Source organism: Pumilibacter muris, assembly GCF_943193045.1.
GTDB lineage: Bacteria > Bacillota > Clostridia > Christensenellales > Pumilibacteraceae > Pumilibacter > Pumilibacter muris.
The window spans coordinates 197,913-213,265 of the sequence record NZ_CALPCN010000002.1 but is presented as its reverse complement, the minus strand read 5'-3'; the positions used below and the strand labels follow the sequence as shown (position 1 = coordinate 213,265).

The following is a 15,353-nucleotide window of genomic DNA, read 5'->3' as shown; positions in this document are numbered from 1 at the left end:
TTGCGGTGCAATATAAAAAAGAAGCGGTGCGCGAAAGAATTTTAGAAGCCGCGCGAACCGAATATTTGGAACGCGGTTTTCGCGGCGGAAATATTAGCGCAATCGCGGAGCGAGCGGGAGTGCCCGTAGGCAATTTATACAGATATTTCGACGGCAAAAACGGAGTTTTGGACGCAATCGTAAAGCCCGCCTACGAAGCGTTGCCAAAGCTTATGGCGGAACTCCAACAGGTGGCTATTCTCGATTCGGTAACGCTGTCGCAAACCATGCCTTTGCTCAGTAATGGGCTTTTAAAATTTTTCGATGCGTTCGGCGACGATATTCTTATTTTAATGGATTGTTGCGACGGAACCCGTTACGAGGACTTTTTCGAGGATATAACGCGCGAAGTAGCCGTAGTTATTTGCCACAAGCTGTATCCGAGCGGCGCCGACGAGCGGAACACGAAATTCGCCGACGTTGTTAGCAAAGCTTTTTGCGGTTCGCTGTTCGACGTGCTTAGAATGAACCTTAACCATGAGCAAAAGCAAGAAATGGTTGAAAAGCTGTTGAAATTCTATTTTTACGAAGTTGACAAACGCAAATAGAAAATAAAAAGCAAAGCAATATAAAACTTGATTTGTCGGAGCGCAAAATGAACAACGCAAAAGAGCTATGGGAAAAAATGCTCACCAACCTCGAAATAGAGGTGAGCGCAGTAAATTTCGACGTGTGGATTAAAACCATAGAGCCGATTAGTATAATAGACGGTCGGCTTGTTCTTATGGTGCCCACCGAAGGAAGCCGACAGTTTGTTTCCGACAAATTTTCGGAACAGCTTACGAGTTCTATGAAAGAAGCGAATCCGCTCATGACGGGGCTTTTAATAATAGGTCCGAGCGACGCCGACACTTACCGCACCAAAGAAGAAACTTATGTTATAGAGGAAGAAGAGCCTCTTCCCAAAGTGGAAGCGAACGTTATAAATCCCAAATACAATTTTGAAAATTTCGTTGTGGGAAAATCCAATCAATTTATGTATGCGGCGGCGCGCGCGGTTGCCGACGAACCGGGTTCGCGGTATAATCCGTTGTTTATTTACGGCGGGGCGGGACTTGGCAAAACGCACATTATGCACGCAATCGGCAACAGCGTAAGGCTCAGTCATCCGCATTTAAAAGTGCTTTATGCGTCCAGCGAAAAATTTGTGAACGAGTTCATAGAATCCATTCGCACAACAAAGGGGAAAAGCACCAACTTCCGCGATAAATACCGCAGTGTAGACGTACTCATGATAGACGATATTCAGTTTATCGCCGACAAAGCGGGCACGCAGGAAGAAATGTTCCACACGTTTAACGACCTTTACCAAAACAGCAAACAAATTATTCTTACGAGCGACCGCCCGCCCAAAGAGATTTCGCCGCTCGAAGAACGTTTGCGCTCGCGGTTCGAGTGGGGGCTTATAGCCGACGTTCAGCCGCCCGACATAGAAACCCGAATTGCCATTTTGCAAAAAAAAGCGCAAATAGAAAAATACAATATTCCTTTCGAAGTTCTCTCGTTTATGGCAGAAAAAATGTCGAGCAATATTCGCGACATGGAAAGCCTACTGAACAAAGTAATCTTTTTGAGCAGGCTGTATAATTCCGCGCCGAGCATAGAACTTGTGCAAGAGGCGCTTAAAGATTACAGCGACAAAACGGAAGAGAGCGTTTCGGCGGATATTATAACCGATTGCGTATGCCGTTATTTTAACGTTAGCAAAGACGAACTTGTGGGCAAAAAGAAAAATAAAGAAATTGTTGAACCCCGCCAAATTTGCATATATTTGATTACAGATATGCTCGCGTTGCCGCTTGCCACAATAGGCGCCATGTTCGGCGGACGCGACCATACCACAATTATGCACGCCCGCGATAAGGTTGCGGAAAAGTTGCAAACAAACCCCAAATTAAAAGTAGCCGTATCCGATATTAAAGACATGGTGCTTAAAAAATAGTGCCGAAAACAACGCTTAAACAAGCGTTGTTTTTTTGTATATAAGTGTAAAAAAATATTTTAACTATTTTTGGAAAAGGTATTGACTTTTCGAAAAACCGTGATATAATAGTAATATAGAAGTGGTGTTGCTGTGTGCAACAGGCAAAAAAACAATCGACTCGCGCCCGCAGTGACGATTGTTGACGGAAAGGGCAACTGCATATATCGAAGGAGGAAAAATGAAAAAAGGCGTTTCGAAATTTGTTACGATATTTACTGCTACATTGTTGACGGCTATTATTTTGTGCGTGTCGTTGGTTGCTTTTTCCGAATGTAATCGCAAACTTAAAGGATATGGGCATCCGTATGTTAAATTTTACGACAATTTCGGTAACTGCTATCGCATATATGCGTTCGGAGAATATAAGGAGCTAAGGCTCGAGTATCCGCGTCAAAATCGGGAATTAAATTTTACAGGGCAACTGATTGTTGAACATCACAATGAAAAGACGGAAGCGAGCCCTGCAATGAAAATGTTCGACACAGTTGATTTAAATAAGCCGGGCGAATATACTATGAGTCAAAAATATGTTTTAAAGGTTGGTGGTGGTATCGAGTTTGTATTTAAGGTAGTTGTTGTTGAAAACAATACTGTTGACGGGGTTGTTGAGGATTAGGTTTTAAAATATATTAAACATAGGAGGGATGGGAAGATGAAAACAAAAGGGAAAAAGTTGACTGCAGTTTTTGCTGTGGCGGCGTTTTGTTTTATTTGCGCCGTAGGTTGCCTTGCATTAGGGGCTAAGTCAACTGCAAGTGCGGAACAGACTCCGCAAATGTTGAGGACGCAAAAAATTCAACCGCGTGCCGTAACCGCAACAAAAAACTTTGATTTTAATAGCGCTCAAACTCAACAACTTTGTGCGGAACTTACAAGCAACGATATTATAGAGGGAGAAAATATTACCCTAAGCGATTATATTGCGCGCGTAAAAGCGGGGTATTACGATATTAACAATAATGCGGAGCACGGAAATATTTTATCAAAGATTTTGCCGCTTGAGATTTTTTATAAAACGGGAAAATATAAATATATCGGGAAAGAATATTTTTTTTACGCTAACACAAAATGTATCTTTTGCGGCGGCGGTTGCTCGGAAGAAGCTTTGCATAAAAATGAATATGTCGCTTCTGTAATACTGATTGACTACAACAGCGTTTTTAAAACCGAAACAGATATGGCTACTTTAAAGCTAACCGTGTTATCCGCCGATTACTGTATGTCGGAATTGGACGGGCAGCATTATGCCTTAGCTACTTTAAATAATAACGGATATATTCTCAATCCCGTGATTAGCGGCACGGTGCAAAATTTGCACGATTTAAACGAATTCGATTCGGATTACTCGAAGTGTACCGATAACGGCGCAATTTTTAAACAAATTCGGTTAAATTATAACGGCTCTTACATAAAATCCGAAATTGATGTTATGCCGTTGGTGAACTTTGCGGTGTCGTTCGTATTCGGTAAAATTGCGGACCAAGTGCCCGGTTTGGCACAGTTGAAATTAGTATATGACTTTTTAGAGACTTTGTTGAGTATTGATACTGTTTCCACAACCGAAGTTTCGGCGAATAACGAAGACAATATTTTGGATAACGTTAAAAAAAGCGAACAAATTGCCGACCCTACGAGAGATAGGCTTACTAAGGTTTTTACTTTTAAACCCGACGGGATAGATTTATATATCAACGATTATATCGAGAGCAAAATTTTATTGTCCGAGCAAGACGTGCCGTCGCAGTTGTTTTTAGATGCGAAATTCGATTTGGTTGATTCTTCGGGTGCTAAACTGTTAGACGAGCCTGTTCATATTCCCGTATTTCATAATGTTTACGAACAAGAATATATGCACAATTACTATAACGAATCCCAAGTTTATATTTTGCCGTCGGGGAAGCAGGTGTTTAATTTCAGAACGGAGCTTGCCGCAGATTACAAAATTTTTGCCGACGACGGTTGCGGAATAAAATTGTATCAAGCTTACGACGTGAACAATTACAGCGGCACAAAAGAAATAAAAAGTAATGCGGGTGTGTATAAACTTGAACAAGATAAAGTTTATTATATAGAAATAAGCAATTTAAGCGACAGTCAAGTTTTACGCACGGCATTGCATTCTAAAATAGTTGCGCCCGAATTGCAAATAGGAGAAAACGTTCTTTCAAGCGAATACAGCGTTTTTAAACTGCCCGACAAAAAACGTTTTTACAACTTGCTCGCATCCGAACAAGACGCGAGAATAGTTGTGTGCAGCTTGCAACCGGGAGAAGCGGCGGACGCATATTTTCAAATTGTAGGCGATGCGACGGGCGAATTGCGCTTTGAGAAATCGGATTCGAATGAAATGATTGCGGTTGTGTACGGCGGCGGAACGTTGCAAATGAGTTCCGAAATAGAAGTGAACTTTATTTCCGTAAACGCCGTAGAGCCCGTTATTATTAGAAACGACGTTTGTTTAGAACTCCCCGAACCCGAGCAACAAAACGGATATTGTTTCGCGGGTTGGTTTTTAAATGAAAACTATGATGGCGAAGCTATAACCGCGCAAAATATTGCAAAAACGGGCGGCTCGCGCCTTACGCTCTATGCTCAGGAAATACCGGTTGTTTATTCGGTGCGTTTCGAAACATACGGCGGTTCGCAGATTCCCGACCTAATGTATACAATTCACGACGGAATAGTTTTGCCTATACCCGAAAAGCAAGATTTCATTTTCGCGGGATGGTTCGAAAGCGAAGATTTTTCGGGCAACGCAATAGAACGTTTGCCCGTTGGCAGTGCGGGCGATAAAACTTTTTATGCGTGTTGGGCGCAAAAAAGCTATGTTCTTATATTAAACGGAAATAGCGAAGAAGCGGACTATAAGAACGTTGTAATCGCTTCGGGAAGCAGAGAAGTGGAATACGGGAAACAATTCACGTTACCCGTTGCCACTGCCGAAAGTTTTGAATTCGACGGTTGGTATTACGGCGAAACCAAAATAACCGACGCCGAAGGCAATTCGCTTGTTCCGTATTCTTACCCTTACGTTATTGAGTTGAAAGCCAAATGGAGCCGCGAATACTTCGAGTTTCAGCTAAGCGGTTCGAGTTGGACTTTTATGGTTAAAAAGGGTGATAAATATTGGGACTATACTCCCAACGGCTTGCTTGCGCAACTTTTAATCGACGAAGACACAAAAGACGAAGCTTTTAAAGCAATTTATAAAAAAGGATATGTTTATAAGACCCTCACGGTTGATAAGGAAGGCACCGAAATTGCCGACAGTAATGCAACAAGGGCATACACGGACGCAAGCGGCAAAGCGCTTATGTATCCTCAATATGAAAAAGAGGTTTACACGCTCTATCTTGACGATTATTTCGGAGAGAAAAAAGAACTTAAAGTTCATTACGGAGACGTTTTGCCGTTTGTTTCTTGTTCTAAGCAAGGCTATACGGTAGACGGTTGGTACGATACAATTACGGGAATAAAATTTACATATACCACAATGCCGGATATAACCGAAAATAAAGAAGGAAATGGCTCGCTTTGGCTTGAATTGCGGTATAGCGCAATAGTATATTCCATAACGTATATAACAATTCCCAAAACAACAACAGGAGAAACGGTTGTGTCAAGCAATTATTCGTTTACGAATAAGAAAACAACATACACCGTTGAAGACGCGGTTGCATTCCCAACTATTTCGAGTAATTACTATATGGTTGAGGGGTGGTATACAAATTCTGCCGCAACGGTTAGAGCCGCTCCCATATCCGTCGGTTCGGTTGGAAATAAAACATTTTATGCAAAATTAAGAATTTGCACTTATACTGTTACGTTTAACGCTAACGGCGGTTCCGAATGTGCTCCGCTTACGGCAAAACACGGAGACATTATCACGTTGCCTTTAAGTTTGCGAAGCGGTTATATAGGTAATTGGGGCGCTTGGAATGCAAATTACGAGAGCAACTTCGAATCAAAGTTTACGGTTACTTCGAATATTACCTTTACGGCGCAGTGGAAAAGAATCGGTAATATATACTACGAAAATATTGTTGTAGACGGCGCTAAGGCTAATTTTATCGGAAAAAGTAATAAACCTACATATTATATAATGGGGGTAGGGTTAAATTTAAACGACGTGATTTTGGATTTGCCCAAAATAATGACTTATATATTCGAAGGATGGTGTTCCGATAAAGCTTTAACAAACCGCATAACAGCAATATCCGCGCAACAACAAGGAAATATAACGTTATATGCTAAATGGAAAGATTATTCAACTTACACAAGGACTGCCGAATATAAAATCGATGATAAAGGACGGTTTAAACAAGAATATGATGTGATAAATATTTACACGCAAAACAATTATGAACAGCTGAAAAAAGAGGGTGTAAAATATTTATATGTATATATTACAATCACTATATGGGAGGAATATGATGGCTATCAGTATATAATGCTTTATAACGGAACGGGAACAGGGGATAAAGAACTATGGAACGTGCAATTAGAACACGGAGGCGGCGGTAGAGACACATGGAAGCAAGAATATAATTATTTGGCGAAAATTTCAATAGACGATATTAGTAACACCAACGTTTTGTGCGTGCGATACGGGGCGAGCGGCGTTGGAAATGACGATTGGTATAACAGTAATTTAAAAATACTTATATTATACGCCAAGGGGTAAGGTTTATGAAAAATGTTAAAAACTTGATTGTAATTGTGGTTATTGCCGCTATACTTGCGGCACTTACGGGAACGCTCGGCACCATCCTTTTTGTTCAGGCTGTGTCGCCTGAGGTAGAAGTTGAAATATACGATATTTACGAAGAGTCGGGAGAGGAACTTAGGTTGGAAATTTGGGTGCGTTCTCCCGGAAAGTATAAAATAAAACATTGCGAAATGAAAATAGGCTTTTATTATCATTACGGTAAAAAAGTAAAAGAATTGGGAGAAGTGGTGAACGAAGGCGTAGAGAAAACCGTATACGTTAAAAAGGACTTTACCTCTTCAACTATTCCGTATCACGAAGTGGAAAAAATAGAAGTTTTAAAAATGTGGAACGTTAAAGTTGACAACGGTTTGGATATTGCGGTGTCGGTTATTCTTATGATTTTGGCTTGCGCTTCGATAGTCGCTTTAATATTTGCGTCGGTGCGGCTTGCGAAAGAGCGAAAAAAAGAGAATAAGAAATCTTTGCCGCCCGATAGGAACTAGTAAATATGAAAAAGAAGATAATTTATTCGGTTATTTCGGCATGTGTTGCCGCGCTTGCGTTGGTATTCGGAATAATATTGCTTGTGCAGGCGCTCACTCCCAAAATTTCCGTTAAGCTTGAAAGTGACTACGATGACGAAGCGCTCGAAATGCACGTTGCCGTCAGCGTTCGCTCAGAATGTAAGTACGATATAAAAAAATGTAAAATATTATTAGGCTATTATGCAAAAAAAGATGGAGACAAAGTATTTCGTGGAACGGTTTATGCAAAAAGCAACGAAACTGTGCGCGTTATTTTGCCGCATTACGATATCAACGATAGTACGGGGAAGGTGTCAACCGACGTTTGCTATAAAATAAATTATATCGATGTGGATAATGCGAGCGATATAGCGGTTTCGATAATTTTAATGGCAATAGGATGTGCCGCCACCGTTATTGTCGTGCTGTTGATTGTTGATATGATGAAAAACAAGAGGAATGAAAAGGACGACGTTTTATCGTTTAAGGAGGAGAAGTAATGTTGGCGAGAATGAAAAAATCGATTATAAGATTTGCGCTTGCTGTTGTGCTTTTTTTGTCGGTGTTTTCAGCTACGGCATGCTATAAAGAAAATTTATTGTTGCGCCTTGTGGTAACCGACAGTCTTGGTAATGAAATTGAAATGGTTGAAGAAGGTAGAAATGTCGTTTTATGTTTAACATACGGCTGCCGTGACGAATATTTGAGCTTTACGGGAAAATTCTATTACAGAGACGGAAGAAAGGTGCTCAGTGGGAATCTTGGTTCTGTTTTTGAGCGCGTTTCGTTGCGAGAACCCGGCAAACACCTCATTAAACATGCAGTGAAAATTAAAGAGGCTGATGATTATTTAAGAGGGGAGTTCGAATTGTTGATTAACGTTGTGGACTGTTATTGAGCGAGCTATTTTCACCTTTTTTCATACGCCGAAAAAATACCTCGCGTAATCCGCTTGACATTGTTGCGCGTTTGGTGATAAAATGGATAGGCTAAGGATTTAGGCGTTAAACGGTAACGCAATACGGCAAGAAACGGCGGCGACGTGACGCTTGCGCGGCGCGCGGGCGGTTGCGGCGGATAAGCCGAGAAATAAAAAAGGAGAAACGCGGAATGAAAGAGAATTTACATCCCGACTACCACGAGGTTACTATGGAATGCGCTTGCGGTGCGAAATTCGTAACGGGTTCCACCAAAAAAGGCGACGTGGTTAAGGTGGACGTTTGCAGTCAGTGCCACCCTTTCTACACGGGCAAGCAAAAGCACGTTGACACGGGCGGACGTATTGATAAGTTCAACAAACGCTACAACAAAAAGTAGATATTTAAGCAAAGAGCAAAAAAAGACCATGTTTCCTTTTGTGTTTTTAAGGCATGGTCTTTTTGTATTCTTTTGAAAAGGAATTTTTGAAGTGTCGGAAAAGAAAGTTAAAACCGAAAAGCCGAAGCGCGCCATGATAGGCGGGCAGGCGCTTATGGAAGGAGTTATGATGCGCGGACGCACGAGCATGGCTATGGCGGTGCGAGTGCCCGACGGCTCGATTGCGCTCGAAACAACGCGACTCGGCGGAAGAAAATGGTATCATAAAGTTCCCGTGCTTAGGGGCGTGGTGAGTTTTGTGCAAAGTCTTGTTGGCGGCGTTAGCACTCTTATGCGCAGCGCCGAAGTTTCCACGCCCGACGAAGATACTCCCGGAAAAGGTTGGATGGCGTTCGCCGTTATTCTCGGCGTGATTTTGGCGGTGGGGCTGTTTATATTGTTGCCGGGTTTTTTAAACGATTTATTGCTCGGCAAGGTTATAAAACTGTATAACTACGTCAGCCCCAAAACGCTTATTCTGCTTGAAAGCTTATTCGAGGGCGTGCTGAGAATACTTATTTTCGTGCTATACCTTTTAATTGTGTCGAGAATGAAAGATATTCGCAGAACGTTTATGTATCACGGAGCGGAGCACCGCACTATAAATTGCTACGAAAAAGGGTACGACATGACTGTTGAGAACGTGCAAAAGTGCTCCACGCGGCACAACCGTTGCGGCACCACGTTTTTGTTCTTCGTTATGCTTGTTTCCATTCTCGTGTTCGCGCTCGCGCGGTGGGCGCTAAGTTACGTTCCGTTCGGAAACGGAAGCCTAAGCGACAACCGTTGGATTCTTACGGTCGTGCGGCTTGCAATGTTGCCGCTTGTGGCGGGGCTAAGCTACGAGCTTTTGCGCGGGCTTGCGTGTCTTCCCGATAATTGGTTCACAAACATTTTGCGCGCGCCCGGCCTTGCGCTACAACGGCTAACCACATATCCGCCGCAAGACGAAATGGCGGAGGTTGCTTTAAAGAGCTTTTTGGCTGTGCTCAATATGGACGCCGACCCGTCGATTAAGCCCGTAAAGTTTTACGAACACAATATGCCCGACGTGAAAAAAGAGTTTAACACGGCGCTCAAAGTTTACGGACTTGACGAACGCGAAGCGCAAGCCGAAACGGATTGGATTTTGTGTAGCGTGGCGCAGGTGCGTCGTAACGAACTTGCGGGCATGAAAACGCTTAACGAAAAGCAATATAAAACGGCGGTTGGTTTTTTGGAAAAGCGAATTGCGGGAACACCGCTCGATTACGTTTTGGGTGAAAGCGAATTTTTCGGGCACAAAATTAAAGTGAACGAAAACGTGCTCGTTCCGCGCATGGAAACCGAAACGCTTGTAAGCGAAGCTATTCGCCTAATAGGAGAGCGTGAAGCCGAAGTGCTCGACTTATGCACGGGAAGCGGCTGTATTGCTCTCGCGGTAGCAAAAGCGACGCGTGCGAAAGTAACCGCGTCCGACATATCCGATGCGGCTTTGGCTGTTGCGAGAGAGAACCTTAAAAATACCGAAGCGGTAGTTTTGCAAAGCGATATGTTTTCGTCGGTTGACGGTAAGTTCGATTTTATAGTAAGCAATCCGCCTTATATAGAAAGCGGGGTAATAGAATCGCTTTCGCCCGAAGTTAAGGCGCAGCCCCTTGCCGCGCTCGACGGCGGCGCCGACGGGCTTGAGTTTTACCGCAGAATACAGAGCGAATACCGCGAACATTTGAACGAAAACGGCGTTTTGCTTATGGAGATAGGATATAATCAAGCGGAAAGCGTAAAAAAGATTTTCGACGACGCAAACGTTGAAATTGTGCGCGACCTCGACGGCAACGACCGCGTAGCCGTTGTAACGCCGAAAAACCGAGCCGCGTTTTAAAGAAGAGAAATAATTTTTTGCGGTTTGAAAATATAAAATAAAAACGGAAAACTTTTTATGAACACCGAAAAATTAAAAAGCGTAAAAGAAAAATACGAAGCGCTCGGAGCGCAAATAATTCAGCCCGAAGTGATTGCCGATAATAAGGAGTGGACGCGTCTCGTTAAAGAACATTCGTCGCTCGAACCGATTGTTTCGGCATACGACAGGCTTGTTAAAACGCAGTCCGACATAGACGGCGCGCTTGAAATGCTTAAAAACGAGCGCGAGCCCGAAATGCTCGAACTTGCCAAAGAAGAACTCGAAGAAAAAAAGGCGGAGCTTGAAAAAGTTACCGAAGAGCTCAAAATTTTGCTTTTGCCCACCGACCCCAACGACGAAAAGAACGTTATTGTTGAAATTCGCGGCGGCGCGGGCGGCGAAGAAGCGAACCTTTTTGCGGCGGAGCTTGTGCGCATGTATAAAATGTGGGCGGCGGCTCACCGCATGAAAGTGGAAGACATAGACGTGAACGAAACCGAGCTCGGCGGAATAAAAGAAGCGGTGTTTCAAATATCCGGCGAGAGCGTGTATCGCGTGCTTAAATACGAAAGCGGCGCGCACCGCGTTCAGCGCGTGCCCGAAACCGAAACGCAGGGGCGTATTCACACTTCAACGGCTACCGTTGCGGTGCTTCCCGAAGCGGAAGACGTGGTTGTGGAAATAAACGAAAAGGATTTGAAAATAGACACCTACCGCAGTGGCGGCGCGGGCGGTCAGCACGTTAACAAAACCGATTCCGCCGTTCGCATGACGCATTTGCCTACGGGTATAGTTGTGCAGTGCCAAGACGAGCGTAGTCAAATTAAAAACCGCGAAAAAGCGATGCGGGTGCTCAAAAGCAAGCTTAACGATTATTACCGTTCGCAAGCCGACGCCGAATACAGCGAAAACCGCCGTATGCAGGTGGGCACGGGCGACCGCAGCGAACGTATTCGCACCTATAACTTTCCGCAAGGCAGAGTAACCGACCACCGCATAGGAATGACGATTTACAGCATAGGCACGTTTATGGACGGAAACATAGACGAAATGTTAGAGGCGTTGCGGCTTGCCGACCAAACGGCGAAACTCGAAAGCTCGCAGGAATAGCGGAAAGCACAGTTGCGGGGAGTGTTGGAACTTTATGCGTTTTCCCGATTACAACAAACTTATGAAAGAGTGCGCTCTCGGCGGCAAGCTTTTGTTGCACGTTTGTTGCGCGCCTTGTTCGGCTGGAGTTTTGCCGCGCTTGGGCGGCTTTGATATATTGCCGTATTTTTATAATCCGAATATAAACACAAGCGCGGAATACTTTTTGCGTGCGGAGCAATTTGGTAAGCTCGGAGTTGAGCCCATTATAGAAAAATACGAGCACAACGAGTTTTTGCAGGTTGCGCGCGGACTTGAAAGCGAGCCCGAAGGCGGAGCCCGTTGCAGAGCTTGTATTGCGCTAAGGTTGGAACGCGCGGCGCAAAAAGCGGCGGAGCTTAAAGCGGATTTGTTTTGCTCTACTTTAAGCGTCAGTCCGCATAAAGACGCCCGCTTTATAAACGAAACGGGAGAAGCCCTCGCTAAAAAGTACGGAGTGCCGTTTTTGCCGAACGACTTTAAAAAAGAAAACGGTTTTTTATTGTCTGTTCAAAGGAGCAGGGAGTGCGGGGTGTATCGGCAGAACTACTGCGGTTGCGAGTTCGGGAGCTAATACGAGCCCATATAGGCGCTACGTTCGGCACGCCGACTTGGTTGCGTAGTGTAAAATTCGCGCCCTCGTCGGCGAGCCGACTGTTGCGCCTCTCTGAACCCGTCTTAACTCCCGATTGCGTGCCGTTGAGCTTTTTTCTTTGCGCGACTGCGCCACCGAACGGTTTCGTTTTTTGTCGGAGCCTGACAGTAAACCTCTCCGCATAGTGCGCGGAAGCACACTCCCGTCGCGTGCTCGGCAACTGTTGCGAAAATCCGCAACCCTTCTTTGCCGCCTTAGGGGCTAAGGTCATTGCGAGGAGGGCTATGCCCGACGCGGCAATCCCGAACATAAAAAAGTAGTTTAGAAAGGTAATTCGAAAATGGCTGAACGCAGCGAACTGCTTAAAGAAAAAATAAAAGCGCTTCCCGAAAATCCCGGCGTGTATATAATGAAAAACGCGGCGGGGGAAATTATTTATATCGGAAAAGCCGTTGTTTTGCGCAACCGCGTGCGTCAATATTTTAACAATTCGCCCAAACTTCCCAAAGTGCAGGCGATGGTAGATAATATTGCGGATTTCGAATATATAATAACGCTCAGCGAAAAAGACGCGCTAACACTCGAAGCGAACCTCGTTAAAAAACATAAGCCCAAATACAACATTTTATTAAAAGACGACAAGCACAGTCCGTATATAAAAATAGACACGTCGGTGCCGTTCCCCACGCTCGAAGTTACGCGCAAGCTGAAAAAGGACGGCGCGCGCTATTTCGGACCGTATTTTAACGGCATAAGCGTGCGCGACGTAGTGAACATAATTAAAACGGCATACGGAATGCGCACATGCAGCAATAAAATGAAGGTAAACAAAAACTCGCGCGAGTGCCTCGATTATTTTATAGGACTGTGCAAAGCGCCTTGCACCGAGCGAGTGACGGAAGCGGAATACCGCGAAACGGTGAACCGCGTTATTGCGTTTTTAACGGGCAAAGACGACGGCGCCGAAAAGCTAATCGAAGAGCGCATGGCGCGCGCCGCCGAAAACGAAGATTTCGAGCGAGCTATTACCTACCGCAATCAACTTGCTATTTTAAAAAAGCTTAACGAGCGCACCGTTGCGAATCTCGGCAATATTTCGGATATAGATTTGTTCGGCTATGTGTCGGACGGTTCGGGCGCCGCCGTGAGCGTGTGCCTTGTGCGCGGCGGCAAAATGATGGGTGTGCGCAATTTTTACGTTACCGACGCGGGGCTCGGGTATTCCGACACTATGCTCGGATTTTTGGGGCAATATTACCGCAAAGATTCGTTTGTTCCGCCCGAAGTGTGTTTGCCCGACGAAGTTGAGTCGGCGGCGGCGCTCGGAGAATCGCTTGCTTCTCTCTGCGGAAGAAAGCCCGAAATAGTTTTTCCCAAAATCGGCACAAAAAAGTCGCTGTTGCTTTGCGCCGAACAAAATGCGTCCGACTTTTTATCCAAATGTTCGGCGGAAGAAAAGCGCAAAGCCGATATGACGGCGGGTGCGTGCGAGCGTTTGGCGAATGTGCTCGGAATCCCGTCCGCTCACAGAATGGAGTGCTACGATATAAGCAATATCAGCGGGGTAGACAAAGTTTCGAGCCAAGTCGTGTTTATAGGCGGCGCGCCGAGCAAGTCCGATTACCGCAAATACAAAATTAAAACGGTTGAGGGCGCAAACGACTTTGCGAGCATGGAAGAAACGCTCAAAAGGCGTTTCGAACGCGCCAAAGCGGGCGACGAAAAATTCTCCGATTTGCCCGACCTCATAGTTATAGACGGCGGCAAAGGTCAGCTTTCTTTCGCGCACGCCGCAATGACGTCGCTCGGCTACAACATTCCAATGGTGGGGCTTGCGAAGCGCGAGGAAGAAATTTTCACTGTGGGGTCGAGCGAGCCTATTTTGCTCTCGAAGTCGGACAACGCGTTAAAACTGTTGCAGCGCATACGAGACGAAGCCCACCGCTTTGCCATAACGTATCATAGAACGCTAAGAAAGTCGCGCTATATTTCAATGCTCGAAAAAATACCGCTTGTGGGCCCTACCAAAGCTAAGATTTTGCTTGCGGCATTTCCTAATTTCAACGACATAAAAGAAGCCGACGAAGCCACTCTCACCGCAATAGAGGGAATAGACAAAGCGTCGGCGAGGAGCGTTGTTGAATATTTTAAGACGCGCGCGAACGAAAAAGACGTTAAATAAGTTCTCTCAGTTTGCAATGTGCAATTTCCGCCTAGGAGAAGCGTGCATTTTAAAAGATTGACAAATTTTTGCGAATGGAGTACAATAGGTTAGCTCAAAATAAATTTGGGACGGGCATATTAAACGCTCGTTCAATAAAAAAAAGGAGAAAAATTATGGCTAAGATTACCGAAGATATGCTTATTTACGAGGTGTTGCAACTTGCGCCCGACATCGGACCGGTGTTTTTCGAATTCGGAATGCACTGTCTCGGTTGCCCCGTTTCTCGCGGCGAAACCGTAGCTCAGGCGGCTGCCGCTCACGGCGTGGACGTGCAGGAAATGCTCGATAAGCTCAACGATTTTGTGGAAAAGAATTCGTAATTAAACTATGAAGATAGTGGTGGGGTTAGGGAACTTTGGCGATAAGTATGCCTATACGTTTCACAATATGGGCTTTTTGGCGGTTGATTGTATTGCGGACAGGCTCGGCATAAAACTGAAAACGAAAGAATGTTCGTCGCTTACGGGCGTAGGCTCGTATAACGGCGAAAAAGTTGTGCTTGCAAAACCGCTTACTTATATGAACTTATCAGGTCGCGCCGTTAAAGAACTTATGGCGCGATACAAAGCCGAAAGCGAAGACGTTACCGTTATATTCGACGATATAGACATTCCGAAAGGAACTGTTCGAGTTAGGCAGAGCGGAAGCGGCGGCACGCACAACGGCATGCGCAATGTTGTGGCGGAGTGCGGAACGGAGAATTTTCCGCGCATTAGAATAGGTATAGGGCGCCCTCCCGAAAACGTTCCGCTTGCGGATTACGTTCTCGGAGACGTTCCTCGCGCCGAGCGTCCCGCGCTTTGCGAAGCAATAGAAAAAGCTTGCGACGAATGGATTGAAAGATTGTAGATTCGGCTGCGGTTTTTAAATCCCGATAGTCTTATTATTTTAATCGATTATATGTAAC

14 protein-coding genes are annotated in these 15,353 nt (G+C 44.8%); all 14 read left to right on the top strand.

Annotated elements, in window-relative coordinates; all coding sequences use genetic code 11:
* Positions 1-5: 5 nt before the first annotated feature.
* The 14 genes from NFR62_RS03575 to pth all read left to right on the top strand — a co-directional run bounded on the left by NFR62_RS03575 (position 6) and on the right by pth (position 15,295).
* Positions 6-587, top strand: coding sequence for a TetR/AcrR family transcriptional regulator (locus tag NFR62_RS03575; protein WP_251614232.1), 582 nt, complete (start codon positions 6-8; stop codon positions 585-587).
* 47 nt (positions 588-634) lie between these two features.
* Positions 635-1,981, top strand: coding sequence for a chromosomal replication initiator protein DnaA (dnaA, locus tag NFR62_RS03570; protein WP_251614229.1), 1,347 nt, complete (start codon positions 635-637; stop codon positions 1,979-1,981).
* Positions 1,982-2,201: 220 nt separating this feature from the next.
* Positions 2,202-2,639, top strand: a complete 438-nt coding sequence (locus tag NFR62_RS03565) for a hypothetical protein (protein ID WP_251614226.1) — start codon at positions 2,202-2,204, stop codon at positions 2,637-2,639.
* Between the two features lie 36 nt (positions 2,640-2,675).
* The gene (locus NFR62_RS03560; RefSeq protein ID WP_251614210.1) at positions 2,676-6,707 is read left to right on the top strand and encodes an InlB B-repeat-containing protein; all 4,032 of its coding nucleotides are present in this window, start codon (positions 2,676-2,678) and stop codon (positions 6,705-6,707) included.
* Between the two features lie 5 nt (positions 6,708-6,712).
* A complete protein-coding gene (locus NFR62_RS03555; protein WP_251614207.1) occupies positions 6,713-7,237 on the top strand; it encodes a hypothetical protein in 525 nt (174 codons plus the stop codon).
* Between the two features lie 5 nt (positions 7,238-7,242).
* Positions 7,243-7,758 carry a hypothetical protein gene (locus tag NFR62_RS03550; protein ID WP_251614204.1) on the top strand — a complete coding sequence of 172 codons (516 nt, stop codon included), beginning with the start codon at positions 7,243-7,245 and terminating at the stop codon, positions 7,756-7,758.
* The gene (locus tag NFR62_RS03545; RefSeq protein WP_251614201.1) at positions 7,758-8,156 is read left to right on the top strand and encodes a hypothetical protein; all 399 of its coding nucleotides are present in this window, start codon (positions 7,758-7,760) and stop codon (positions 8,154-8,156) included. Before NFR62_RS03550 ends, NFR62_RS03545 begins: the two co-directional genes overlap by 1 nt.
* Positions 8,157-8,368: 212 nt before the next feature.
* Positions 8,369-8,575 (top strand): 50S ribosomal protein L31, encoded by a 207-nt coding sequence (gene rpmE / locus NFR62_RS03540; protein ID WP_251614198.1) that lies wholly within the window; start codon positions 8,369-8,371, stop codon positions 8,573-8,575.
* A gap of 91 nt (positions 8,576-8,666) precedes the next feature.
* Entirely contained in the window at positions 8,667-10,478 is a 1,812-nt protein-coding gene (gene prmC / locus NFR62_RS03535; RefSeq protein WP_251614195.1) for a peptide chain release factor N(5)-glutamine methyltransferase, read from the top strand.
* A gap of 57 nt (positions 10,479-10,535) precedes the next feature.
* Positions 10,536-11,609 carry a peptide chain release factor 1 gene (gene prfA / locus NFR62_RS03530; protein ID WP_251614192.1) on the top strand — a complete coding sequence of 358 codons (1,074 nt, stop codon included), beginning with the start codon at positions 10,536-10,538 and terminating at the stop codon, positions 11,607-11,609.
* Positions 11,610-11,643: 34 nt separating this feature from the next.
* Positions 11,644-12,201 carry an epoxyqueuosine reductase QueH gene (locus NFR62_RS03525; RefSeq protein ID WP_251614189.1) on the top strand — a complete coding sequence of 186 codons (558 nt, stop codon included), beginning with the start codon at positions 11,644-11,646 and terminating at the stop codon, positions 12,199-12,201.
* A 361-nt stretch (positions 12,202-12,562) separates the two neighbouring features.
* Positions 12,563-14,404 carry an excinuclease ABC subunit UvrC gene (uvrC, locus tag NFR62_RS03520; RefSeq protein ID WP_251614186.1) on the top strand — a complete coding sequence of 614 codons (1,842 nt, stop codon included), beginning with the start codon at positions 12,563-12,565 and terminating at the stop codon, positions 14,402-14,404.
* Positions 14,405-14,559: 155 nt separating this feature from the next.
* Complete coding sequence (locus NFR62_RS03515) at positions 14,560-14,766, top strand: DUF1858 domain-containing protein (RefSeq protein ID WP_251614183.1); 207 nt, start codon at positions 14,560-14,562, stop codon at positions 14,764-14,766.
* A gap of 7 nt (positions 14,767-14,773) precedes the next feature.
* Positions 14,774-15,295, top strand: a complete 522-nt coding sequence (gene pth / locus NFR62_RS03510) for an aminoacyl-tRNA hydrolase (protein ID WP_251614180.1) — start codon at positions 14,774-14,776, stop codon at positions 15,293-15,295.
* Positions 15,296-15,353 lie beyond the last annotated feature (58 nt).